21 protein-coding genes and 3 tRNA genes are annotated in these 22,885 nt (G+C 68.1%); 17 read left to right on the top strand and 7 right to left on the bottom strand.

What is annotated here, in order from left to right; all coding sequences use genetic code 11:
• The first annotated feature begins 2 nt into the window (after window positions 1–2).
• The 3 genes from G6N75_RS14945 to G6N75_RS15515 are packed head-to-tail and all read left to right on the top strand — an operon-like array spanning window position 3 to window position 4,602.
• Window positions 3–506 (top strand): PilX N-terminal domain-containing pilus assembly protein, encoded by a 504-nt coding sequence (locus tag G6N75_RS14945; RefSeq protein WP_165349141.1) that lies wholly within the window; start codon window positions 3–5, stop codon window positions 504–506.
• Window positions 507–565: 59 nt separating this feature from the next.
• The gene (locus G6N75_RS14940; RefSeq protein WP_165349140.1) at window positions 566–4,135 is read left to right on the top strand and encodes a PilC/PilY family type IV pilus protein; all 3,570 of its coding nucleotides are present in this window, start codon (window positions 566–568) and stop codon (window positions 4,133–4,135) included.
• A 26-nt stretch (window positions 4,136–4,161) separates the two neighbouring features.
• A complete protein-coding gene (locus G6N75_RS15515) occupies window positions 4,162–4,602 on the top strand; it encodes a type IV pilin protein (RefSeq protein WP_276611313.1) in 441 nt (146 codons plus the stop codon).
• Here the strand turns inward: G6N75_RS15515 and G6N75_RS14930 are convergent.
• The gene (locus tag G6N75_RS14930; protein WP_165349139.1) at window positions 4,599–5,255 is read right to left on the bottom strand and encodes an NUDIX hydrolase; all 657 of its coding nucleotides are present in this window, start codon (window positions 5,253–5,255) and stop codon (window positions 4,599–4,601) included. The genes G6N75_RS15515 and G6N75_RS14930 overlap by 4 nt on opposite strands.
• Window positions 5,256–5,439: 184 nt before the next feature.
• Between G6N75_RS14930 and G6N75_RS14925 the strand changes: the two genes are divergently transcribed.
• Entirely contained in the window at window positions 5,440–6,483 is a 1,044-nt protein-coding gene (locus G6N75_RS14925; RefSeq protein ID WP_165349138.1) for a hypothetical protein, read from the top strand.
• 74 nt (window positions 6,484–6,557) lie between these two features.
• On the opposite strand, the gene G6N75_RS14920 is transcribed toward G6N75_RS14925, so the two are convergent.
• Window positions 6,558–7,229 carry a Bax inhibitor-1/YccA family protein gene (locus tag G6N75_RS14920; RefSeq protein ID WP_165349137.1) on the bottom strand — a complete coding sequence of 224 codons (672 nt, stop codon included), beginning with the start codon at window positions 7,227–7,229 and terminating at the stop codon, window positions 6,558–6,560.
• Between the two features lie 568 nt (window positions 7,230–7,797).
• Window positions 7,798–7,887, bottom strand: a tRNA-Ser gene (locus G6N75_RS14915).
• 126 nt (window positions 7,888–8,013) lie between these two features.
• Between G6N75_RS14915 and G6N75_RS14910 the strand changes: the two genes are divergently transcribed.
• The 3 genes from G6N75_RS14910 to G6N75_RS14900 are packed head-to-tail and all read left to right on the top strand — an operon-like array spanning window position 8,014 to window position 10,301.
• Entirely contained in the window at window positions 8,014–8,382 is a 369-nt protein-coding gene (locus G6N75_RS14910) for a hypothetical protein (RefSeq protein WP_165349136.1), read from the top strand.
• Entirely contained in the window at window positions 8,383–8,931 is a 549-nt protein-coding gene (locus tag G6N75_RS14905) for a phosphoglycerate mutase family protein (protein WP_165349135.1), read from the top strand.
• Window positions 8,932–8,933: 2 nt separating this feature from the next.
• Window positions 8,934–10,301: an AbgT family transporter gene (locus G6N75_RS14900; protein WP_165349134.1), complete on the top strand. Its 1,368-nt coding sequence runs from the start codon at window positions 8,934–8,936 to the stop codon at window positions 10,299–10,301.
• On the opposite strand, the gene hemG is transcribed toward G6N75_RS14900, so the two are convergent.
• Window positions 10,292–10,843, bottom strand: a complete 552-nt coding sequence (gene hemG / locus G6N75_RS14895; RefSeq protein WP_165349133.1) for a menaquinone-dependent protoporphyrinogen IX dehydrogenase — start codon at window positions 10,841–10,843, stop codon at window positions 10,292–10,294. The genes G6N75_RS14900 and hemG overlap by 10 nt on opposite strands.
• A gap of 134 nt (window positions 10,844–10,977) precedes the next feature.
• On the opposite strand from hemG, the gene G6N75_RS14890 reads away from it, so the two are divergent.
• Together G6N75_RS14890 and chrA are read left to right on the top strand one after the other, a co-directional pair.
• A complete protein-coding gene (locus tag G6N75_RS14890) occupies window positions 10,978–11,391 on the top strand; it encodes a secondary thiamine-phosphate synthase enzyme YjbQ (RefSeq protein ID WP_206203143.1) in 414 nt (137 codons plus the stop codon).
• A complete protein-coding gene (gene chrA, locus G6N75_RS14885) occupies window positions 11,388–12,677 on the top strand; it encodes a chromate efflux transporter (protein ID WP_165349131.1) in 1,290 nt (429 codons plus the stop codon). The genes G6N75_RS14890 and chrA overlap by 4 nt, the downstream gene beginning before the upstream one ends.
• On the opposite strand, the gene G6N75_RS14880 is transcribed toward chrA, so the two are convergent.
• Complete coding sequence (locus tag G6N75_RS14880) at window positions 12,666–13,130, bottom strand: peroxiredoxin (protein WP_165349130.1); 465 nt, start codon at window positions 13,128–13,130, stop codon at window positions 12,666–12,668. The two genes, chrA and G6N75_RS14880, sit on opposite strands and share 12 nt — an antisense overlap.
• Window positions 13,123–13,596, bottom strand: a complete 474-nt coding sequence (locus tag G6N75_RS14875; protein ID WP_165349129.1) for a GNAT family N-acetyltransferase — start codon at window positions 13,594–13,596, stop codon at window positions 13,123–13,125. The genes G6N75_RS14880 and G6N75_RS14875 overlap by 8 nt, the downstream gene beginning before the upstream one ends.
• Window positions 13,597–13,620: 24 nt before the next feature.
• Between G6N75_RS14875 and G6N75_RS14870 the strand changes: the two genes are divergently transcribed.
• From G6N75_RS14870 to G6N75_RS14850, 5 genes are all read left to right on the top strand, one after another.
• A tRNA-Ala gene (locus G6N75_RS14870) sits at window positions 13,621–13,696 on the top strand.
• 30 nt (window positions 13,697–13,726) lie between these two features.
• Window positions 13,727–13,802, top strand: a tRNA-Arg gene (locus tag G6N75_RS14865).
• 91 nt (window positions 13,803–13,893) lie between these two features.
• On the top strand, window positions 13,894–14,487 hold the full coding sequence (locus tag G6N75_RS14860) for a c-type cytochrome (RefSeq protein WP_206203142.1): 594 nt from the start codon (window positions 13,894–13,896) through the stop codon (window positions 14,485–14,487).
• 29 nt (window positions 14,488–14,516) lie between these two features.
• The gene (locus tag G6N75_RS14855; protein ID WP_165349127.1) at window positions 14,517–15,155 is read left to right on the top strand and encodes a hypothetical protein; all 639 of its coding nucleotides are present in this window, start codon (window positions 14,517–14,519) and stop codon (window positions 15,153–15,155) included.
• A gap of 9 nt (window positions 15,156–15,164) precedes the next feature.
• Complete coding sequence (locus G6N75_RS14850) at window positions 15,165–16,568, top strand: MBL fold metallo-hydrolase (protein ID WP_165349126.1); 1,404 nt, start codon at window positions 15,165–15,167, stop codon at window positions 16,566–16,568.
• Here the strand turns inward: G6N75_RS14850 and G6N75_RS14845 are convergent.
• Window positions 16,565–17,194, bottom strand: a complete 630-nt coding sequence (locus G6N75_RS14845; RefSeq protein ID WP_165349125.1) for a DUF3108 domain-containing protein — start codon at window positions 17,192–17,194, stop codon at window positions 16,565–16,567. The genes G6N75_RS14850 and G6N75_RS14845 overlap by 4 nt on opposite strands.
• A gap of 143 nt (window positions 17,195–17,337) precedes the next feature.
• Here G6N75_RS14845 and G6N75_RS14840 point away from each other — a divergent pair, with 143 nt between their 5' ends.
• Genes G6N75_RS14840 through lpdA form a run of 3 tightly spaced genes read left to right on the top strand, consistent with a single transcriptional unit; the run spans window position 17,338 to window position 22,884 of the window.
• Window positions 17,338–20,214: a 2-oxoglutarate dehydrogenase E1 component gene (locus G6N75_RS14840; protein WP_165349124.1), complete on the top strand. Its 2,877-nt coding sequence runs from the start codon at window positions 17,338–17,340 to the stop codon at window positions 20,212–20,214.
• Window positions 20,211–21,443: a 2-oxoglutarate dehydrogenase complex dihydrolipoyllysine-residue succinyltransferase gene (gene odhB, locus G6N75_RS14835; protein ID WP_165349123.1), complete on the top strand. Its 1,233-nt coding sequence runs from the start codon at window positions 20,211–20,213 to the stop codon at window positions 21,441–21,443. The genes G6N75_RS14840 and odhB overlap by 4 nt, the downstream gene beginning before the upstream one ends.
• A gap of 13 nt (window positions 21,444–21,456) precedes the next feature.
• A complete protein-coding gene (gene lpdA / locus G6N75_RS14830; RefSeq protein WP_165349122.1) occupies window positions 21,457–22,884 on the top strand; it encodes a dihydrolipoyl dehydrogenase in 1,428 nt (475 codons plus the stop codon).
• Window position 22,885 lies beyond the last annotated feature (1 nt).

Here is a 22,885-nt window from a genome sequence, read left to right as displayed (position 1 = left end):
GCATGACGAACACGATTCACCAAAAGTCGATCGCAAGGTCGCGCCAGCGTGGCTCGGCGCTGGCCATCGCGCTGATTTTCCTGCTGCTGATGACCCTGCTGGGCGTCTCCGCAATGCGCGGCAGCAACATGCAGGAGCGCATGGCCGGCAACCTGCGGGACCGCAACATGGCTTTCCAGTCGGCGGAGGCGGCGCTGCGGGCCGGGGAAACCTGGCTGCTGGGGCTGGCCAACCAGCAGGCCGCCGACCTGAACAACCCGATCACCGACACCGTAAACCCGGCCAACTGGGACGGCACGGCGCCGGTGCCGACAGGCACTGTCCCGGCGCTGGACGCCCAGCTGGCCGATGACCCCGACTTTTACGTCGGCCCGCCCAGCCTGCGGCGGGTCGGCATCCAGCTGCCGCCGGACTTCCGGCGCATCTATCCCGTGACCGCGCGTGGCGAAGGCGCCTCCGACGTTTCGGTCGTGGTGTTGCAGTCGACTTTCGAGCCGCCGCAGTGAGTGGCGAACCCAAACCGGCTTTCGGCCTGATGCCCGCCGATGGCGCCGAGGATAGTGGAATGAACGCAATGAACACCCTTCGCAAATGGAAGCAGCGCACCGTCTCCGGCGTGAGCGCCTTCGCCCTGGCACTGTTTGCTGCGAGCACCGCACAGGCAGATGTCAACATCGCGACCTCGCCGCTGTTCGTACTGCAGCCGGTGACGCCGGCGCTGCTGCTGGCGGTGGACGACTCCGGCTCAATGGATTCCGAGATCCTGATGCGCGCCAACGATGGCGCTGCCTGGTGGAACACCGGCGACCAGTCCTTCACCGGGCGCAACCAGAGCGATGCGGTTGAGTTCGGGGCTATCAACTTCAACATCAACGGTGGCGCCAACAACACGTGGAAGAAGTTCGTCTATCTTTTCCCCAATGGAACGGGGCTCACGAACGGCCGCCGGGCTTACGCCGACTCCCGCCACGATCATTTCGCGGTTCCGCCGGTCGGGCCATACGCGTATGTACGGTCGCCGGCATTCAACTTCAGTTATTTCGATCCGGCCATCACTTACGATCCCTGGCTCGATCTCGGGGGTTATACGTTCACCGACTCCGACCCCACGGCGGCACCTACCGACCCAACGCGGGGCAGCGAGGTATTAAACCTGACGGTTCTCCAGGAGCGCACCGGCGCCAACCAGGTGTTCCGTTTCTTCAACGGCATGGTGATCCCGGCGGGCACGCGTTACCGGGACTGGAACACCAGCACCTGGACCACCGCGGCCAGCGATATCGTGGTCACGGGGGTGGACGACAACAACGGTGGTATTGGCGTGCCGATCAGCTACTTCCCCGCTACGTTCTATCTCCCGGTGGGTACGCCGCTGCCGCCGGATTTCGGCTACGACCCGGCGCGCATGGAAGGCGGGCCGGACGTCATTATCGACGGTGAGGCCCCGGACGGCTCGCCGCTGGTCCGCTACGAGATCCAGCCGGGCAACTTCGTCACGCCCGAGGCCTACGACCGGGCCATCCAGAATTTCGCCAACTGGTTCACCTATTACCGGAAGCGCCACATTGCTGCGCGCGGCGCCATCGGCGAAGCCTTCGCGCCGCTGGAGGGCTTCCGGGTCGGTGCTTATCGCATCAACAACCGCATCAATGTGAATATGCGGGACTTGTTGGTGAGCGCGGATCGCGACGACTTTTTCTTCGACATCTATACCAACTTCATCAACGCCGGCGGCACGCCCAACAAGCAGGCCGTGCAGCACATGATTGGGCAATTCCAGCGCACCGACTCGGGGGCGCCGATCATCCAGTCCTGCCAGATGAACTTCGGCGTGCTGTTTACCGACGGTTACTCGAATCCCTACAACCCCGGTGTGGGCAACGCCGACGGCGGGATGGGATCCCCGTTTGCCGACTCCGTGTCGAATACCATGGCCGATATCGCGGCGGCCATGTACCTGACCAACTTGCGTCCGGACCTCCCGGTCGGCCAGGTTCCCGTGCCGTCAGGCTGCAACAGCCCGAATCCGGACCCGCGGCTGGACTGCAACACCGACCTGCATGCCAACCTGTTTGCCGTGACGCTTGGAGCGCCCGGCACGATATTCAAGATCGACCAGGATGCCACCGACGACCCCTACACCAACCCGCCGAGCTGGCCTACCGCGTTCCCGCAGCGCAATCCCGTCAACGTCGACGACCTGTGGCACGCGACGCTGAACAGCCGGGGCGAGCTGCTGGATGTCGAGGTGCCGGCCCTGCTGGGCCAGCGTTTCGGCGAGGTGCTGGCCTCGATCGGCGCCAGGATAGAAGCTTCCGCGACGTCGGCGGCGACGAGCTCGGCGGTGCTGCAGACGGATACGCTGCTCTACACTGCAGGTTTCCGCAGCACCGACTGGTCGGGGCGGCTGGATGCGCGCGTCGTCAACGCCGACGGCTCACTCGGAATCCTGGCGTGGGATGCAGAGAGCAAGCTGGCCCTGCGCAATCCGTACACACGGAATATTTTCACCAGTCGTGAGGACGGGACAGCGGTCAGCTTCAGCTTCACCAATCTCAGCGTCGCGCAGCAAAATGCGCTCGACTACGCGCCGGACGGTACATCGGACGGCCTGGGTGCACAGCGCGTGGATTGGCTGAAGGGCGATGAGAGCGCCCATGCCTCCTTCCGGGATCGTTCTTCCACCGGCAGCCCGCGGCTGCTCGGCGACATCGTGAGTTCGAATCCGCAGTTCGAGCAGGGTGTTCTTTACGTCGGGGCGAACGACGGGATGCTGCATGCTTTTGATGCCGCGACCGGCGAAGAACTGTTTGCCTATATCCCGAGCATGCTGCTGCAGCCCGAGCCCGGCCAGGATTTCGCGCCGCTGTCGCGCCTGCCGGATCCTAACTATGCCCATCGCTATTTCATGGACGGTACCGTGGCCGTCGAGGACCTCAGCTTCATGGGGGTGGACCGGACCGTGCTGGTGGGCACCATGGGCGCGGGTGGACGGACAGTTTTTGCGCTGGACGTCAGCAACCCGGCCAGTTTCGGTACCGCGGATGTGCTGTGGGAGTTCACCGATCCGGACCTGGGTTACAACGTGGGCCAGCCGGCGATCGTCAAGATCAGCGACGGCCGGGTCGCGGCCGTGTTCGGCAATGGCTACAGTTCGGACAACGACCGCGCCATGCTGTTCGTTGTTGACCTGGAGACGGGTACGCTGATCGAGAAGATCGATACGGGCGAAGGCTCAGGCGCAACACCCAATGGCCTGGCCGCCCCGATCGTCACCGATTGGCCGGTCAGCAATCTGCGAGCCAACCGCGTCTACGCCGGTGACCTCCTGGGCAACATGTGGCGCTTCAATATCGGCGGCTCGCCCGGCACCTGGAACAACGCAACCAATATCACCCGGATGTTTGCGGCGACCGGGCCCATGGGCAACCCCCAACCGATCACGTCGAAGCCCATTATCGCTTTGAGCCCGATCAACGAGGACGAAGTAATCCTGTCCTTCGGGACCGGCAGCTACTTCCGGGTCGGAGACCAGGACATGCCGGGCGCGCCGGTGCAGAGCCTGTATGGCATCGTTGACACCGTGGCGGGTACGCCGGGCGTGCTGCGCGGCGACCTCCTGGAGCAGGAGATCGAGTCCCAGTCGCTCGAGACTTTCGGCGGTGAGCCTGTGGTCGTGCGCGTGGTGTCCGAGAACGTGTTCGACCGTTCGCTGCACGACGGCTGGTATATCGACCTGGACTTCGAGGATGGAGAACGCGTGATCAGCGAGGCCACTTTCCCGACGGGCCCGCAGCAGCGGCGCGTGCGGTTCAGTACACTGATCCCGGACTACGATCCCTGCGGCACTGGGCGCCGGGGTTTCATCATGGACCTGGATATCGTGGCTGGCGGGCGGACGCAGTACGCGGTGTTCGACCTGAACCGCGACAGCATGTACGACGACCTGGACAAGCTCGGCGGTGACGTCATTTCGGGGCTGAACTGGGGCCAGGGGGAGCGGGCACTGACGCTTACGCCCGCCGATGCCGCTGGCGAGCCGCCCGAGTTCATCTATACCGGCGAGGGCGAGTTCGTGCGCGGCCTCGGTGAGGAAGGGCTCGGTGGACGCCAGTCATGGCAGCAGTTGCGGTGAGGCGCCCGTCGATGCGGAGCAGACAAATGAGTAACAGCATCAAGGCCAAGGCCACTGCCGGCGCCGGCATGCGCGGCTTCACCCTGATCGAGGTGATGATCGTGGTGGTCGTGATCGCGATCCTCGCCAGCATCGCTTTCCCGGCGTATACGGAACAGGTCCGGCAGGCGCGGCGGGCGGATGCGACCGCGGGGCTGCTCAATGTGTCACAGCAGCTCGAGCGCTGTTTCACGCAGTTCGCGGCCTACAACAATGCCAACTGCGGGGTGGCGTTTCCGCAGAACTCGCCGGAGGGGCACTACGAGATCACGGCCCCGGTGCGCAACGCCACGCAGTTCACGCTGACGGCGACGCCGGTAGCGGGCGGCGTGCAGGCCGGGGACACGCGCTGCACCAGTTTCTCGCTGACCCAGGCCGGCGTCCAGACGGCGACCGGCTCGCTGGGGAACGACTGCTGGCGCCGCTAACCCGGCCCGCCGCCGGCCCCGCCCGCCAGCGGTGCCAGGCCGAAGTCTTCGGCCCGGGCCGCCAGCGCGAGTAGGCCGGCGACTGTCAGTGAATCGGTGATCCGGCCGTCGAGCGCCGCCCAGGCCGCTTCCTGCCACGGCACGGTGATCACCCACAGCTCCTCGCTGGCCTCGGGCGCCATGGCGCCCGGCGTGAGCTCCCGCGCGAGCAGCACGGTCCCGACTTCGTCGGTGACCGAATTGGAGAGCTGGACCTCGGGCAGCAGCAGCTCCCAGTGCGCCGCCGTCAGCCCGGTCTCCTCGCGGAGCTCCCGCTGGGCGCCCTCGAGCAGGTTGGCCTCGAGCGGCACGCCGCCCATCGGCAGCTCCCAGGTGAATTCGTCGACGGCATAGCGGTGCTGGCCTACCAGCCAGACCCGGCCGTCCGGCTCCAGCGGCAGGATGCCGACGGCGCGGTTGCGGAAGGCGATGATCCCGTAATCGAAATGCCGCCCGGCCCGGCCGTTCCAGGCCTGGTCTTCGAAGATCCTGAAATAGGGATTGGCGAAACGCTCGCGGCGCTCGTCCCGGCGCCAGGGCGTTTCGGCCAGCGCCGAGCCGTCGGGGCGCGGCGCGGGCGCATGCTTGAGTTCCTTGCGGGTGAAGCGGTCCATGTTGCTCCCGGGTCCGTTGGCATAGGGCGTTCGCCCCATTTAACTCTGACATGAGGCGACTAGCCTGATGACAGGGGTGGATTTTACCCCTGGCACCGTTCCGATGGCCCTGCGCGATGTTCTTATCGCTGCTGGCAGTTCTTCGGAGTGGACGGACTGATCCTGAGCCTCAAGGAGGCAGGCCATGAACATCATGATGAAAACAATGGGCAGGATGGTGCTGCTCGGCTGCGCCATGCTCTTCAGCGCGATGGTTTGGGCAGCGCCCCCGGCGGGCGTTGGCGGTGGCGGTGGCAACCGGCCACCAGGCGGTGAAGAAACACAGGGCAACAACCTGTCGTTCCCGGCTTTCGCGGTGGATGGCTATGCAATCGCCGAGGTCGAGACAACCACTTTCGACGTCGTATACAGCGGCGAGTACCCCGGCCTGACACCGGAAGAAATCGCCGAGCGCGAAGCCGGGGGTCCCTGGTACGCCCAGAAGACGGAAGGCAATACCTGGCAGGCCGAGTATTTCGTCGGGCTGCCAGTCGAGGTGTCTTACGTCGACTGGGGCGACAATATCGAGGCCGTCGATCCCAAGGTTCGCCGGCCCTTCCGGCTGGAAATCCAGCTCTACAAGCGGCTGGCCGAAATCGAGGAAGGCATGACCATGACGGGCTACGTCATGGCCGAACTCGAGTACCCGAGCAGCGCGAACGAGCTGCAGGGCACCAATACAGCGACCTACGAAGGGAACTTCGCCACGGTCGTGTCCGACCTGTGGAAGCTGCGGGTGCAGTATTGCGGCAGCGAGGTGCCCGGCGATCTTTACTGGGATACCGCGACCAGCATGTGGTTGTCACCGGCGAGCTCCTGCGCCGACGTGCCGATCTCCTTCGCCGTCGAGCTGAACGTCGGGGGCAAGCTGATCTTCGGCGGGTCCCAGGGCGGCTGGAAGCCGGCCAGCGCCGGGTTCTACCGCATCACCTTCTACAGCCCTGTCGAGACGAGCATGAGCCTTGCGACGGCGGCGATCGGCAACTACGGCGACTTCGGCGTCGTGCCGCCCGAAGAACCGGCGGCGGCCGAGTCGGACGATGGCGACGAGGGTGCGGCGACGCCGGTGGTGGACCACGATCTCAATCTCAGCTACGTGGACGTGCAGGCGGTGGCCGGCGGCGGCGGCGGCGGTGGCAAGCCGAAGGCACCAAAGAGCAATAACGGCAAGAAGGGCCTGAACAAGTAGCGACGGCGCTATGCCGCAAACAAAAGGGGCGCGCCCCGGAGGGTGCGCCCCTTCCTTATCGGGACCGCGCTGACCTATTCGTCGCTGAACACCCCGAGCAGGTGCAGCAGGCTGGTGAACAGGTTGTAGATGCTGACGTACAGCGTGACGGTGGCCATGATGTAGTTGTCCTCGCCGCCGCGCACGATCTCGCTGGTCTGGTAGAGGATCAGGCCGCCCATGGCCAGCACGAACATCGCCGAGACGGCCAGCGACAGCGTCGGCATGTTGAACAGCAGCGCCACGATGCCGAGGATGAAGGCGCCGAGGATGCCGACGAACAGGAACCCGCCCATGAAGCTGAAGTCGCGCTTGGACTTGACGGCGTAAGCCGACAGGCCGAGGAACACGGCACCCGTGGTGCCCAGCGCCGTCATCACCACCTGGCTGCCGTTCGGCACGACGGTGAGATACAGGCTGATGATCGGCCCGAGCGTCAGGCCCATGAAGCCGGTCAGGGCGAACACCCACAGCAGGCCCATGGCGCTGTTGCGCGTCTTGGCCGTGGCGAAGAGCAGGCCGAAGTACACCGCCAGCACGATAAAGGGATTCAGGGGCCGCATGCCCGTGAACATGGCGATGCCGGCCGTGGCGGCGCTGAACAGCAGCGTCGCGGCGAGCAGCAGGTAGGTGTTCTTGAGGACCTTGTTGGTCTCGAGCACGCCCGGCTGGGCGATCGAGGTGTAGGTCGTGCGAACAGGTTCCATAGCGTTTCGGCCTCTCCGGAATGATGGCTGGTGAAAACTGGACTCAGTCTACCAGACCAGGCGGGAAGCCTGAAGTTCCGTTCGTATATCCCCGAGCGACCACCGGCGGCCTGCTTTACTGGCGCGGCGCCGGCAGGGGAATGCTCGCGCAGCGACGCGAGTGCACGGAGCGGGCCGCGCGGTTGAGCCTCAGCCTGCGGTTCTGCGCCGCCGAAGCGAGCGCCAGGCGGCGGGATCTCGAAGCTTTCATGTCCCACCTTATAGGCGGCGATTGTTGCGGCATTGTGGCTATTCGGTGGCGCTTCGCGCCGGCGCCGGTGCAGTTCCAGGTGGCGGAGAGGGGGGGATGGGCCGTCCCTGCGGGACGGCATCTCCGCCGGCGGGCGCCGGCTCCGATTTCGAACCCGCTATTTATTGGTTCGGGGGTTCGAATCCCCGGCCGGGTACGGGGTTGGAATCTGGCGGAGAGGGAGGGATGAGGCGGCGCTTCGCACCGCCGCCTTCGGCTTCGAACCCATCATTCATTACTTCGAGGGTTCGAATCCTGGCTAGCCCCGTGGCTCTGGGGTGGCGGAGAGGGAGGGATTCGAACCCTCGAAGGTGTCGCCACCTTGCCGGTTTTCAAGACCGGTGCATTCAACCGCTCTGCCACCTCTCCGAGGGCGGCATTGTCCATGGGTGCCCGGGGCCGCTGCAAGCAACCGGGTCGCGGCCGGCGCGCGGGAAGCCGCATGGCCCGGTATGATGGCGGGGAGTCGAGCCGAACCAACCGCCGCCACGCCGCATGCAACAGGTACGTATCCAGATCCAGGGACCAGGGGGAGGGCCGGGCAAGCCGCCGGGCCTGCTGGCCCGCATTCTCCTGAGCATCGTGGCGGTCATCGTGCTGGCCTCGGCTGCTTTCCTGGGCGCCGTGTTCTTCCTCGCCGCGCTGGGCTTTTTCGTCATTGCGACCATTGTCGTGTCCATCCGCCTGTGGTGGCTTCGCCGGCAGATGGAAGCCGCCATGCGCCGGGGCGAGCAGCCGACAGCGCGACGACCCGGCGAGCGGGGTAGCGAGGATGTCATCGAGGGCGAGTACCGTGTGATGAGCGAGGGACGGCGGGACCCCCAGCGCCCTGACGGCCAGCGCCCGGATGGAGAGAATGGCTAGGTGACGGCACTCAAGAAGGACCATCGCGGCCTCCGGCGCCGGCCGCTCTATACCCCGCTGGGCATCGTGGTGGTCTCGGTGCTGGTCGCCCTGGTCCTCGGGGCCTGGCTGGTGGCCTCCTGGGGCACGACCACGGTGATCCTCGTGCGGCATGCGGAACGCGTCAGCGAGTCGCGCGATGCGGATCTTTCCCCCGCTGGGCAGACCCGCGCCGAGCGCCTGGCGGACATGCTGGAGGGCACCGGGCTGGACGCGATTTACGCCAGCGAGACCCGGCGGACCCAGCAGACGGCGGCGCCGGTGGCCAGCCGGACGGGCGTGGAAGCAGAGGTGATGCCGGCGGCGCGGCATGGGCGGCTCGTGCGCCGGCTGAAATGGCGCCATCGCGGCGATGTCGTGCTGGTGGTCGGGCACAGCAACACCGTGCCGCTGATCGCCGATGGGCTGGGGGCGCCGATCGGTGTCATCGAGGCCGAGGAATATTCCGGTCTCTGGGTGATCACGTACTCCCGCCTGCGCGGGACGCGACTGCTCGCACTCCGCTACTAGCCATGCGCGTGCCCCATACCCTCGCGCTGCTGTTCGCGATGATGGTGCTGGCGCTGGTGATGACCTGGACGCTGCCGCAGGGCGAGTTCGCGACCGCGCTGAACGACCAGGGCCGGGCAATGGTCGTCCCGGGAACCTTCACGCTCGCCGAGGAGCGCGTCTGGCTGCCGCCCTGGGCCATCTTCACCGCCGTGCCGCGGGCCCTGGCCGATGCCCAGGTGATCATCTTTTTCCTCTTCATCGTCGGCGGGACGATCGCGGTGCTGCAGGCGACGGGCGCCATGGACGCCCTGCTGGGCGCCATCCTGCGGCGCATCGGCCACAGCCCGGCGCTGCTCATCGGCATCGGGCTGGCGCTGTTCGCGCTCGGCTCGGGCACGCTCGGCGTATCCACCGAGTACATCCCCTTCGCCGCCATGCTGGTGGCCCTGTGCGTGGCCATGCGCCTGGATGCCATGACGGCCATGGGAATCATGATCGGCGGCTACTGCATCGGCTACGGCGTGGCGGCCCTCAATCCCTACACCGTGCTCGTCGCCCAGGGGATCGCGGAGCTGCCGCCGGCCTCGGGCATCGGCTATCGCCTGGCCCTGTTCCTCCCCTTCGTGGCCATCGGCGTCCACCACACCTGGCGCTACGCCCAGCGGGTGCGCCGGGCGCCGGCCGACAGCCTGGTGGCCGACATCCCGGAGGCGCAGCCGGCGCCGCCGCCGGCCTATCCGCCGGTCGAGCCACGCCACTGGGCGATCCTCGGGCTCACGGCGCTGGCCCTGGGCGGCATGGTCTACGGCATCCTGGCGCGGGGCTGGTACCTGGTGGAAGTGGGCGGCGTGTGGCTGGGCCTCGCGCTGGCGGCGGGGGTGCTCGGCCGACTCGGCGCCGACGGGACGGCCCGGAACTTCGCGGCCGGCGCTGCATCGCTGGCCGTAGTGGCGCTGCTGGTCGGTTTCGCCCGCGGCATCGGGGTCATTCTCGAAGACGGCCGGGTGCTGCATACCATCGTGCACGGTATCTCGCTGCCGCTGCAGCAGCTCGGCCCGGAGCTGTCCGCCGTCGGCATGATGCTGGTGCAGGCCGTGATCAATCTCTTCGTGCCGTCCGGCAGCGGCCAGGCCTTCGTCACCATGCCGATCATGGCGCCGGTGGGCGACCTCGTAGGCGTGAGCCGCCAGGTGGCCGTGCTGGCCTTCCAGTTCGGGGATGGCTTCGCGAACCTGGTGGTGCCGACCAACGTGGTGCTGATGGCGATCCTCGGGGTCGTCGGCGTGCCCTACGACCGCTGGATGCGTTTCGCCTGGCCGCTGTTCCTGAAGCTGATGGCGGCGGGCGCGCTGGCCCTCGTGGTCGCGGTGCGGATCGGTTACGCCTGAGCCTGGTTGGCGAGGGTCAGCAGGTGCCGCCCGTATTCCGCCACGTCGTCCCAGTCGGTGTAATCGATCACGGTCTTGCGGTCGGTGGGGCCGTTGGTGAATTTCATGATCATCTGGATCATGATCGTGTCCAGCCAGCCCCACGACGGGTAGTCCACCTTGCCGGCGATGACCTTCAGGTCCCTGGGTTTCCAGGGCGAGAGCTCGAGGAACTTCTGCATGTAGCGGTTGCCCTCGACCGTCGCCTTCTCCGGCGTGCGGGCGACGACCGAGACGTTGAAGAAGCTGTTGGGCTTGGCCGCCAGTTCCGCCTTGTGATCCTCGATGAATTCGAACACCGGCTTCTGGTAGGTGCCGTAGTAGACCGGCGCGCCGAAGGCGACCACGTCATACCTGGCCCAGTCCACGCCTTCCTTGGTGGCTTCGACCAGGTTCATCATGTCGGCCTTGGCGCCGGTCCGCTCGATGCTCTCGCAGATGCGGCGGGCGATGCGGGCGGTGTGTCCCCCCTGGCTCATGTACAGCACGAGTACGGAAGTCATGCCGGCGTCTCCATAGATTTCCCCATGTTTCCATCCTGCCCTGCGGGCGCCGGCGCGGCCATGCGGGTTTTCCCAAGGCAGCCCAGCCGGACGCTACACTGATGGCTTCCGGCAGCCGCACTGGGAGGGGCGCGATGTACCAGGCCAGTTACGAGATCGCCACCCGCGGCCGCGGGCTGCTGGAGCTCACCGGCCAGGTCACCGAGGCGGCGCGGGAGGCGGCCGTCAGCACCGGGATCGCACATGTCTTCGTCCACCATACCAGCGCCTCGCTGCTGATCACCGAGAACGCCGACCCGGCGGTGCACCGCGATCTCGAGCGGGTACTGGCGCGACTGGCGCCTGACGGCGACCCGGAATTCGAGCACGACGCCGAGGGCCCGGACGACATGCCGGCGCATGTCCGGAGCATGCTGACCGGCTGCAGTCTGTCGGTGCCGGTGACCGGCGGCCGGCTCGCCCTGGGCACCTGGCAGGGAATCTATCTCTACGAGCACCGGCACGCTCCGCACCGCCGCCGCATCACGGTCACGGTGCAAGGCGCTTGAGCCAGCCCGCGCCGGCCTTCGGCGAGGCCCTGTGGGCCTGGACCCGCATCGCCCTGCTGTCTTTCGGCGGGCCGGCGGCCCAGATCGCCGTGATGCACCGCGTGCTGGTGGAGGAGAAGGGCTGGATCGACGAGCGGCGGTTCCTCAATGCGCTCAACTTCTGCATGCTGCTGCCCGGCCCGGAAGCGATGCAGCTGGCGACCTACGTCGGCTGGATGACGCACGGGCTGCGGGGCGGGCTGATCGCCGGCACGCTGTTTGTCCTGCCGGGCTTTCTCTCGATCCTGGCGCTGTCCTATGTCTACGTGCTGCTCGGCGACACGCCGGCCGTCGCGGGGATGCTGTTCGGCCTGCAGGCCGCCGTCCTCGCGATCGTGCTGGTGGCCGTCAACCAGCTGCGCCGGCGGATACTTCGCGACGGGTTTCGCGTTGCCATCGCCCTCGGGGCCTTCGTCGCGATGTTCTTCCTGCGGCTGCCGTTCCCGCTGGTGATTCTCGCTGCGGCGGCGCTGGGCCTGTGGCAGGTGCGGGGCCGGCAGGCCCCGCCCGCGCCGGCGGCATCCCCCGGCGGGATCCGGCGGTCGGCCGCCACTGCGGCGGTCGGACTGGCGGCCTGGTTCCTGCCCCTCGGGATGATCGTCTTCTGGCTGGGGCCCGCCCATGTGCTGAGCCAGGTCGGCCTGTTCTTCAGCCAGGTGGCGGTGGTGAGTTTCGGCGGCGCCTACGCGGTGCTGGCCTACGTCGCCCAGCATGCGGTCGAGGCACAGGGCTGGCTCAGCCCTGCCGAGATGGTGGACGGGCTCGGGCTGGCCGAGACCACCCCGGGACCGCTGATCCAGGTATTGCAGTTCGTGGCTTTTCTCGCCGCCTGGCGCGACGCTGTGCCCTTCGACCCGCTGCTGGCCGGGCTCCTGGCCAGTATCGTGGCCACCTGGGTGACTTTCGTCCCGTGTTTCCTCTGGGTCTTCACCGGGGCGCCGTGGATCGAGCGGCTCCTCTACCAGCCGCGGCTGGCCGGGGCGATGGCCGGTGTCGGCGCGGCGGTGGTCGGCGCGGTGCTGAACCTGTCGCTGTGGTTCGGGCTGCACGTGCTGTTCCGCAGCATCGAGGCCTCGTATGCGGGTCCCGTCCGCCTGCTGCTCCCGGATCCCGCCACGCTGGACCTCGCGGCGCTCGCCTTTGCGGTGGTGGCGCTGGCGCTGCTGGCCTGGCGCGGCTGGAGCATGCTGGCGGTGCTGGGGCTGGCGGTCGGGGCGGGCGTCGTGCTGAGTCTTTCAGGTGCCTGACTGGCCCGCCGCCGCGATCGCCCGGCGGATGAAATCCTCGTGGCGCCCGACCCGCAGATCGGCCACGACCGCGTCGCGGATCACTCCGTCCGGCCCGATCAGGAAGGTGGCGCGCCGGACGCCGATGCCGAGCGGGCCGTCGACGCCGTAGGCCTTGACCGCGACCTTGTCCGGATCGGCCACCAGCGTGAAGGGCAGGCCATGCTTGTCGCGGAAGCGCGCGTGGCTGTCCGCGTCCTGCGGGCTGACGCCGACCACCCGCATCCCGGCGGCGGCGATCTCGTCGTGCATGTCGCGGATCGAGCAGGCCTCCTTGGTGCAGCCGGGCGTGAAGTCCGCCGGGTAAAAATAGAGCACCACGGGTCCCTCGCGCAGCAGGGCGTGGAAGGAAACCTCGCGGCCGTCCTGGTCGGGGAGGGTGAAATCGGGGGCGCGGTCGCCACGGTCAAGCATCGTTCGCTCCCTGGGGACTGTCCCCAGCTTCCAGGACGGTGTAGCCGGTCTCTTGCATGCCCAGCTTGAGGTAAGTAGCGCGCGCCCGCTCGTTGCTCTTCAGTACGTACAGACGCACGGCGCGCACATTCTCGCTATCGGCCAGCCCCACGACATGACGGTACAGCCGGCCGAAGACGCCGCGGCCGCGCAGGTCGGGATGGACGTAGACGCTCTGGATCCACCAGATCCAGCCGTCCCGCCAGTCACTCCACTCGTAGGTGATCATGGTGGTGCCGACGATCCGGCCGCCGGTCTCGGCGACGAAGTAGCGACCCTTGGCCGGGTCCGCGAGCAGGCGGCGGACGCCGGCGCTCAGCACTGCCCAGTCGAGGGCCTTGTCCTCGGTCTCGGCGGCCAAGGCGCGGTTGAATTCGGCGATCGTCGCCCAGTCGGTCGCCTCGGCATTGCGAACGAGTATGTCCATGCAATAGAATTCTCGGCTTCTCGTGGGGCCGTAGCTCAGTTGGGAGAGCGCCTGGATCGCACCCAGGAGGTCGTCGGTTCGACTCCGATCGGCTCCACCATACTTCTCAATTCCCGGCTAGCCAAGTCATGCCCCGGTAGCTCAGGGGATAGAGCGACCGCCTCCTAAGCGGTAGGTCGCAGGTTCGATTCCTGCCCGGGGCGCCACCTTGCTCGGAGCCGCCGAGCACGACCCTTCCCGCTGTGATATTTTCGGCTTGTCACAAGGAGAAGGCTCATGTTCAGGAGCGCGCTTCTGGTGGCTGCCGCCACCGTGCTGCTGCTCGGCGCTGCCGAGCTCCCCGCCGCCGATCCGCCGGCCCAGGCCGCGTCCTGCAGCGCCTGCCACGGCGTCGAGGCGCCCAGTCTCCTGCCGGGGGTGCCCACGATCCACGGCATGCCCCAGCTGGTGATCGAGAACGCCTTGTACGATTACCGCGCGACCATCCGCCCCTGCCGCAAGCCGGGCTGCGACGAACCCTCCGATTGCCCGCCGCTCGATTTCTGCAGCATCGTCGCCGGGCTCTCGGATCAGGACATCGCCGTGCTGGCGGAGTGGTACGCCGGCCGCGAGTACGTCCCGCTGCCGCAGGAGTACGACCCGGGCCTGGCGGCGCGTGGTGCGCTGCTGCATGCCGCGCGCTGTGAGAACTGCCACGGGGGCGGCGGCAGCCGGCCCCAGGACCAGGCCAGCATCCTGCGCGGGCAGCCCAGGGACTACCTGGTCAACGCTATCGGGGACTTCCGTCAGGAACGCCGCATCGCCGTCGCCGAGATGCACGTGATGCTGCAGGAACTTTCCGCGGAGGAGGTGGCTGCGCTGGTGGAGTTCTACCTCAGCCCGCGCGACTGACCAGGTTCGCCAACGAGGGGAGTGGACCGATGCGAGCAGGGCGATATTGTTGGGCGATCCTGCTTGGCCTGCTCGCGGCACAGGCCGCCGGCGCGGACGAGGACGGGCCACCCGCGATCATCGGGCTTTGCAGCGTATGTCACGGTGACACCGGCCCGAGCCCCTTCCTCGGCGTCCCCACGATCCATGGCCTGCCGGCAGGCGTGATCCTGGCGTCACTGACGGACTATCGCGATGGTTACCGGCCCTGCCGGGTCTCCGCCTGCTCGAAGGACGGCCGCTGTCCGGACATGAGCATGTGCGACATCGTCGCTGCCATGGACGACGAGCAGATGGAAGAGCTGGCCGACTGGTACGGCGGGCAGCCGTTTCCCCCGCACCAGGACCCTTATGACGCAGAGCTGGCGGCGATCGGCCGCGAGCTGCACGATCGGGAGTGCGAGATCTGCCACACCCGGCTCGGCTCCGACCCGCGGGACGACGCGAGCATGCTGCGCGGGCAGCGCAAGGTCTACCTGCGTACCGCGCTGGAGGACTTCCACCAGGGGCGCCGCGTCATCGGCATCCCGGCCATGGAAGAACCGATCCGGGGCTTCACCCCGGAACAGCTGGACGCCCTGGCCGAGTTCTACTCGGGTCCGGCCGCGGCGCCGCTGCCCGCCGAATAGGCCGGCTCGATGCGCCTTGGCTTTCACGGCGCGGTAGGCGGGGTCACCGGCAGCTGCTATCTGCTGGAATGCGGGGCGCGACGCGTCCTGCTCGAGTGCGGCCTGGTCCAGGGCGGCGACGACGCGCGCCAGGCCAACCGTGCGCCATTTCCGGTGCCGGCCGGATCGCTGGATGCGGTCGTCCTCAGCCACGCGCACATCGATCATTCGGGACGCATCCCAATGCTGGTCGCGGCGGGCTATGACGGCCCGATCTATACCCACCGCGCGACGGTCGACCTGTGCGACATCATGCTGCGCGATGCTGCGTACCTGCAGGAAAAAGACAGCGAGACCGAGAACCGCAAGCGGGCCCGGCGCGGCCTGCGCCGGCTCAAACCGCTCTACACCATGCGCGATGCCGAGCGGGCGCTGCGGCAATTCAGGCCGCTCGCCTACGACGCGCGCACGGAAATCCTGCCCGGCATCGAGCTCCGGCTGCGGGACGCGGGCCATATCCTCGGCTCGGCTATCGTGGAGCTTTGGTTGCGCGAACAGGATCGCAGCCGGAAAGTGGTGTTCTCGGGTGATTTGGGCCTGCGCGGCACGCCCATCCTGCGTGACCCGGCGGTGGTGGAGGAGGCCGACGCCGTGCTGCTGGAGTCCACCTACGGCGACCGGCTGCATCGCTCCCGCGACGACAGCATCGCTGAGCTGGGCGAGGTGTTCGCGGCTGCCCATGCCGAGGGCGGCAACATCCTGATTCCGGCTTTCGCCGTGGGCCGCACGCAGGAGCTGCTGTACCAGTTCGCCCGCCACTACGACGACTGGGGCCTCGACCACTGGCGCATATGCCTCGACAGCCCGATGGCCATCCGGGCCACGGAGGTCTATGGGAAGCACGAGGAGCTCTACGACCGGGAGACGCTGCAGCTGCAGCGCGAGGCCGGCCTGCGGCTCGCCGCCAAGCTCGAGATGATCCGCACGCCGCAGCAGTCGCGGGCGCTGAACCGGGCGCGCTCCGGCCTCGTCATCATTGCGGCCAGCGGCATGTGCGAGGGGGGGCGGGTCCGTCACCACCTCAAGAACCTGTTGTGGCGACCCCGCACCCACGTGATCATCGTCGGCTTCCAGGCACGTGGCACGACCGGCCGCAAGCTGGTGGACGGCGCCGCTTACGTGTCGCTGTGGGGCGAGCCGGTCCGCGTCAAGGCGACCGTCCATACCCTCGGCGGGTTTTCCGCGCATGCCGACCAGCAGGGCCTGGTGGACTGGTACCGGGCGATCCGCGGCTCGCCGCCGGTGTGGCTGGTGCATGGCGAGGACGAGGCGCGGGCGGCGCTGGGCCGGCAGCTCCGGCGCGCCGCCGGGGCCCGGGTGACGTTGCCCGGGCCGGGCGACATGATCGAGCTCGAGCGCCTGCGCCGGGCCTAGAGCTCTTTCTCCTCCAGCGCCAGCGCACTCACGCGTTCACCGTCGCGCCAGTGCTCGAGCTGCGCGAAATGGAACACCAGCAAGGGGACCGACCAGCCATCCAGCCATTCGTCCGCGGTGCCCAGGCGAAAGCGCAGCGCCTGGTAGTTGCCGTCGGGCGTGGTGATGGTGTCCGCCTCGCCCAGTTCCAGCGTCCAGCGCTCGACGGTGCCGTCGGCCCGCCAGACCGGGTACTCGGCCGAGCGCCGGCCCTGCGCGATGTCCGCCCGGGCGCGCAGCCGGACCGAGAGCTCGTCCAGGGTCCCGGCAGGCAGGTCGGCAGGCGCCGCCACGGCCCCGTCGCCCGGGTCGAAGGCCACTGGTCGGAGCTGTCCGTCGTCGTAAGCCAGCGTGGCGCGGCGGACCCGGGTGCCCGTCACCCAGCGGGCCCAGCCCCGCGGGATCGTCCACTCGACATACTCGAGGGTGCCGTCGAGCTGCTCCCGCAGGGTGATTTCGACCTGCACCGGGCGAATCCCTTCCTTGCCGGTGTAGCCGAGCCCGTGATCCAGGGGCAGGAAGTCCTGGGCGAAGGCCCCGCTCCAGGCGAGGAGCAGGAGGGCCAGGAATCGGGTCCGTTGCAGCATGGCGCGGTCCTCGAGGCGTTACCCTGCATGCTAGGCAGGCGCGGCGGCCCCCGCAACTAGACGTGGTTCGCGTTCCAACCACGGGTGACATGGCTTAGAATGCGTAAAATTACTGACCCGCCACGAGTGTCCCGCTCCGCGCCATGAGCAAGTCCCTGCAGGAACGCTACGCCTCCAGTCCCCTGTTTGGCGGCAACGCCCCCTACGTCGAAGCCCTTTACGAGCAGTACCTCGAGGATCCCCGGTCGGTCGAGCCCGCGATCCGGCAGTGGTTCGACGGCATCGCCAACGGCGCCGCCGAGGTGCCGCGCGGCCCGATCGAGCGGGACTTCGCGGACCGGGCCCGGCAGCCGCGCGCCGCGGCGGCCGCGGCGTTACCGGATGCGGCGCTCGACAAGCAGGCCGCGGTGCTGCGGCTGATCGAGGCTTACCGGCTCCGCGGCCATCGCATGGCGCAGCTCGACCCGCTCGGGCTGGCCCGGCCCCAGCCACTGCCGGAGCTGGACCCGGCGTTCCACGGCCTCGGTGCCGGCGACGACGACACGGTGTTCGCCACGGCGGGATTCGGCGGCGCGGAGCGGCTCCGGTTCAGCGAGATTCGGGCGAAGCTCCGCCAGGTGTACACGGGCACCATTGCGGCCGAGCTCGGCCATATCACCGACACCGAGGAACGGCTCTGGCTGCAGCGCCGCTTCGAGGCCGCCGCCGCCGGCGGCCGGCTGGAGGCGGCCGAGCGCCGGCACGTTCTCGAGCGCCTGACCGGCGCGGAGGGCATCGAGCGCTACCTCCACACGCGCTACGTCGGCCAGAAGCGGTTCTCGCTGGAAGGCGGCGAGAGCATGATCCCGCTGCTCGGCGACTTCATCCAGCAGGCCGGCGCGCAGGGCATGGAAGAGGTGATGATCGGCATGGCCCACCGGGGCCGTCTCAACGTCCTGGTGAACGTGCTCGGCAAGCCCCCCAAGGACCTGTTCTCGGAGTTCGAGGGCGCGTCCTACGATCCGCTGCAGCGCCGCTCCGGCGACGTCAAGTACCACCTCGGCTTCTCCTCCGACATCAGCACGCCGGGCGGCAACATCCACGTCGCGCTGGCCTTCAATCCCTCGCACCTCGAGATCGTCAACCCGGTGGTCACGGGCTCGGTGCGGGCGCGCCAGGACCGGCGCGGGGACCGGACGGGCTCCACGGTGCTGCCCGTGCTGATCCACGGTGACGCCGCCTTTGCCGGCCAGGGCGTGGTGATGGAGACCTTTCAGATGTCGCAGACGCGCGGTTTCGCCACCGGCGGGACCGTGCACGTGATCTGCAACAACCAGGTGGGCTTCACCACCAGCCATCCGGAGGACGCGCGCTCCACGCCGTACTGCAGCGACGTCGCCAAGATGATCGAAGCCCCGATCTTCCACGTGAACGGGGACGACCCGGACGCGGTGGCGCTGGTCGGCCGGCTGGCGTTCGACTACCGGATGAAGTTCCGCAAGGACGTGGTCATCGACCTGGTCTGCTACCGGCGCCACGGCCACAACGAGGCCGACGAACCGGCCGCCACGCAGCCGACCATGTACGGCGTGGTGCGCAACCACCCGACCACCCGCAAGCTGTATGCCGACCGCCTGCAGGCCGACGGCGTGATCGGGGCGGGCGAGGCCGAGCAGATGGTGGAGACCTATCGGCAGGGCCTCGACGAGGGCCGCGTGGTGTCGGCCTCGGTCGGCTTCGTCGGCAACAAGTTCACCGTCGACTGGACCCGTTTCGACGAAGTCAACTTCAGCCAGCCCATCCGGACGCGCCTCAGTCCCGAGCACGTCGCCGAGTATGCGGCCGCCATCACCCACGTGCCGGCAGACCACAAGCTGCACCCCCGCGTCGAGCGCATCATGGCCGACCGGCGCCGCATGGCCGCGGGCGAGATTCCGATGGACTGGGGCTTCGCCGAGACAATGGCCTATGCGGGCCTGCTGGCGGACGGCTACGACGTCCGCCTCACGGGCCAGGACAGCGGGCGCGGCACTTTCTTTCACCGCCACGCCGTGCTGCACGACCAGCAGGGCCGCGAGCCCTGGGTGCCGCTCCAGCACGTGACGCCAGACCAGAAGCGTTTCGTCGTCACCGACTCGCTGTTGTCCGAGGAAGCCGTGCTGGGTTTCGAGTACGGCTATGCCACCACCAACCCGGACACGCTGGTGATCTGGGAGGCCCAGTTCGGCGACTTCGCCAACGGCGCCCAGGTGGTGATCGACCAGTTCATCAGCTCCGGCGAGACCAAGTGGGGCCGCTATTGCGGCTTGATGCTGTTCCTGCCTCACGGCTACGAGGGGCAGGGGCCGGAGCATTCCTCGGCGCGGCTGGAGCGCTTCCTGCAGCTGTGCGCCGAGCACAACATGTCCGTCGTGGTGCCGTCCACGCCGGCGCAGATGTTCCACCTGATCCGGCGCCAGATGCTGCGGCCTTTCCGCAAGCCGACCATCGTGCTGACGCCGAAGAGCCTGCTGCGGCACAAGCTCTCGGTTTCGCCGCTGCAGGCGCTGTCGGAAGAGCGTTTCCTGCGCATCATTCCCGAAGTGGACGAGATTGCGCCCGAGGCCGTGAGCCGGCTGGTGCTCTGCAGCGGCAAGGTGTATTTCGACCTGCTCGAGGCGCGGCGGGCGCAGGGCCTCGACCATGTGGCGATCGTGCGGATCGAGCAGCTGTATCCCTTCCCGATCCGGCGCTACGCCGCCCTGATCGAGGAGTTCCCCGGCCTGCAGGATGTCGTGTGGTGCCAGGAGGAGCCGCAGAACCAGGGCGCCTGGTACCAGATCCGCCATCGGCTCCAGGAACCCCTGCACGCCAGGCACCAGTTGTTCTATGCCGGGCGCAAGGGCGCCGCGGCGCCGGCTGCCGGCTACTACAAGCTGCACCAGCAACAGCAGGAGGCGCTGGTGAATGCGGCCCTCAGCGGCAACAAGACCCACGGGCGGGGCGCGACCGGCAAGAAAGTCACCAGCAACAGCAACGAAGCGACCAGGAAGAAAGCATGACCATCGAAGTGAAGGTGCCCCAGCTGCCGGAATCGGTGGCGGACGCGACGCTCGTCGCGTGGCACAAGTCGCCCGGCGACACTGTCAGCCGCGATGAGAACCTCGCGGACCTGGAGACGGACAAGGTCGTCCTCGAGGTGCCGGCGCCCGCCGCCGGCGTCCTGAAGGAAATCCGCATCACCGATGGCACCACCGTGACCGCCGGCGAGATCCTGGCGATCCTGGAAGAGGGCGCCGGGGCGTCCGCAGCCGGCCCGGAGCCGGGCGAACCCGAGTCCAAGGCCGCCCCCGAGGCGGCTCCGGCCGAGGAGCCCGCCGAAGAGTCGGGCAAGGCCGCGGGCCGGCTGAGCCCCTCGGTGCGCCGGCTGGTCGAGGAGCATGGCCTGGACCCGGCGGAGATTCCCGGCAGCGGGCGCGACGGCCGCATCTCCAAGGGCGATGTAATGGAGTACCTGGAGCGCCAGGGCGAGGGCGGCAAGGCGGCCCCGGCGGCGCCGGCAGCCGCGACTGCGCCTGCCGCGCGCGGCGCGCGCGAGGAGCGGCGCGTGCCCATGACGCGCATGCGCGCCCGCATCGCCGAGCGGCTCGTCGATGCCCAGGCGACGGCGGCCATGCTCACCTCCTTCAACGAGGTGGACCTCGGCGCCGTGATGGACATCCGCAAGCGCTACCGCGACAGCTTCGAGCAGAAGCACGGCGTGAAGCTCGGTTTCATGAGCTTCTTCGTCAAGGCCGCGATCGAGGCCCTGCGCAAGTTCCCGGTGGTCAACGCCTCGGTCGAGGACGGCGACATCATCTACCACGACTACTACGACATCGGCGTGGCGGTGTCGACCGAGCGCGGCCTGCTGGTGCCGGTGCTGCGGGACGCCGACCTGATGGGCTTCGCCGATATCGAGCGCAACATCGGCGATTTCGCCGGGCGCGCCCGGGAGGGCAAGATCGGCGTGGACGAGCTCACGGGCGGCACCTTCACCATCACCAACGGCGGCGTGTTCGGCTCGCTGATGTCGACCCCGATCATCAACCCGCCGCAAAGCGCGATCCTCGGGATGCACAAGATCCAGGAGCGCCCGATGGTGGTGAACGGCGAGATCAAGGCGCGCCCGATGATGTACATCGCGCTCACCTATGATCACCGCATCATCGACGGGCGCGAGGCGGTGCAGACCCTGGTCAGCATCAAGGAAAGCCTCGAGGATCCGGCGCGGCTGCTGATCCAGCTTTGACAAAGGTGCAAGCATGAGCGACAGCTTCGACGTCATCGTCATCGGCGGCGGCCCCGCCGGTTATCCGGCGGCCATCCGCGCCGCGCAGCACGGCCTCAAGGCGGCCTGCATCGACGACTGGCAGAACTACGACGGCAGCCGCGCCTTCGGCGGCACCTGCCTGAACGCGGGCTGCATTCCGTCGAAGGCGTTGCTGGAATCATCCGAGCTGTACCACCGCGCCCAGGGCGAGTTCGGCGCCCACGGCATCAAGACCGGCGGGCTCGAGTTCGACCTGGCGCAGATGCAGGCGCGCAAGGCCGGGATCGTGAAGCAGCTCACCGGCGGCATCGGGCAGCTGTTCAAGGCCAACAGGGTCACCGGGATGCAGGGTCGGGGCCGCTTCCTCGGCGACGGCAAGGTGGAATTCACCGACCCCGACGGCAAGCAGCAGACCCTCACGGCGAAGCACGTGATCCTGGCTGCGGGCTCGCAGCCCATCGAGCTCAAGAGCGTGCCGTTTGACGGCGAGCGCATCGTGGACTCCTGGGGGGCGCTGGAGTTCGACGCCGTGCCGGGCAAGCTCGGGGTGATCGGCGCCGGCGTCATCGGCCTGGAGCTCGGCAGCGTCTGGCAGCGGCTCGGCGCCGAGGTGGTCATCCTCGAAGCGATGGACAAGTTCCTCTGGATGGCGGACGAGCAGATCGCCCGCGAGGCCCAGCGCCAGTTCAAGAAGCAGGGCCTCGATATCCGCCTGGGCGCGAAAGTCCAGGGGGCGAAAGCGGGCAAGAACGGCGTGACCCTGAGCTACGAGGATCAGCAAGGGACCCATGAGCTCAAGTTCGACAAGGTCATCGTCTGCGTGGGGCGCCGCCCCTGCTCAGCGGGCCTGCTGGCCGAGGGCACCGGGGTCGAAGTTGACGAGCGCGGCTTCGTGAAGGTGGATCACGAGTGCCGGACCGGCGTGAAGAATACCTGGGCCGTCGGCGACCTCGTGCGCGGGCCGATGCTCGCGCACAAGGCCACCGAGGAAGGCGTCATGGCCGCCGACCTGATCGCCGGCAAGATCGCCGAGGTCAATTACGACGTGATCCCCTCGGTGATCTACACCGCGCCCGAGATCGCCTGGGTCGGCAAGACCGAGGCCCAGGCGAAGGAAGCAGGCATCGACTACAAGGTCGGCACCTTCCCCTTCGCCCCCAACGGCCGCGCCAAGGCGATGGAGCAGGCGACGGGCATGGTCAAGCTGGTGGCCAACAAGCGGGACGACTCGCTGATCGGCGCCCACGTGATCGGGCCCATGGCCGGCGAGCTCATCGGCGAGCTGGTCGTCGCCATGGAGTTCCAGGCCAGCATCGAGGACATCCAGCGCACCATCCACGCCCACCCGTCGCTGGCCGAGACGATCCACGAGGCGGCCCTGGCCACCGACGGGAAGGCCCTGCACGGCATCAACAAGTAGG

The sequence above is a fragment of the Thioalkalivibrio sp. XN8 genome, assembly GCF_011058255.1.
Taxonomy (GTDB): domain Bacteria; phylum Pseudomonadota; class Gammaproteobacteria; order Steroidobacterales; family XN24; genus XN24.
Note: the sequence above shows the minus strand (reverse complement) of the source record. Positions and strands in the feature narration are given on the sequence as shown.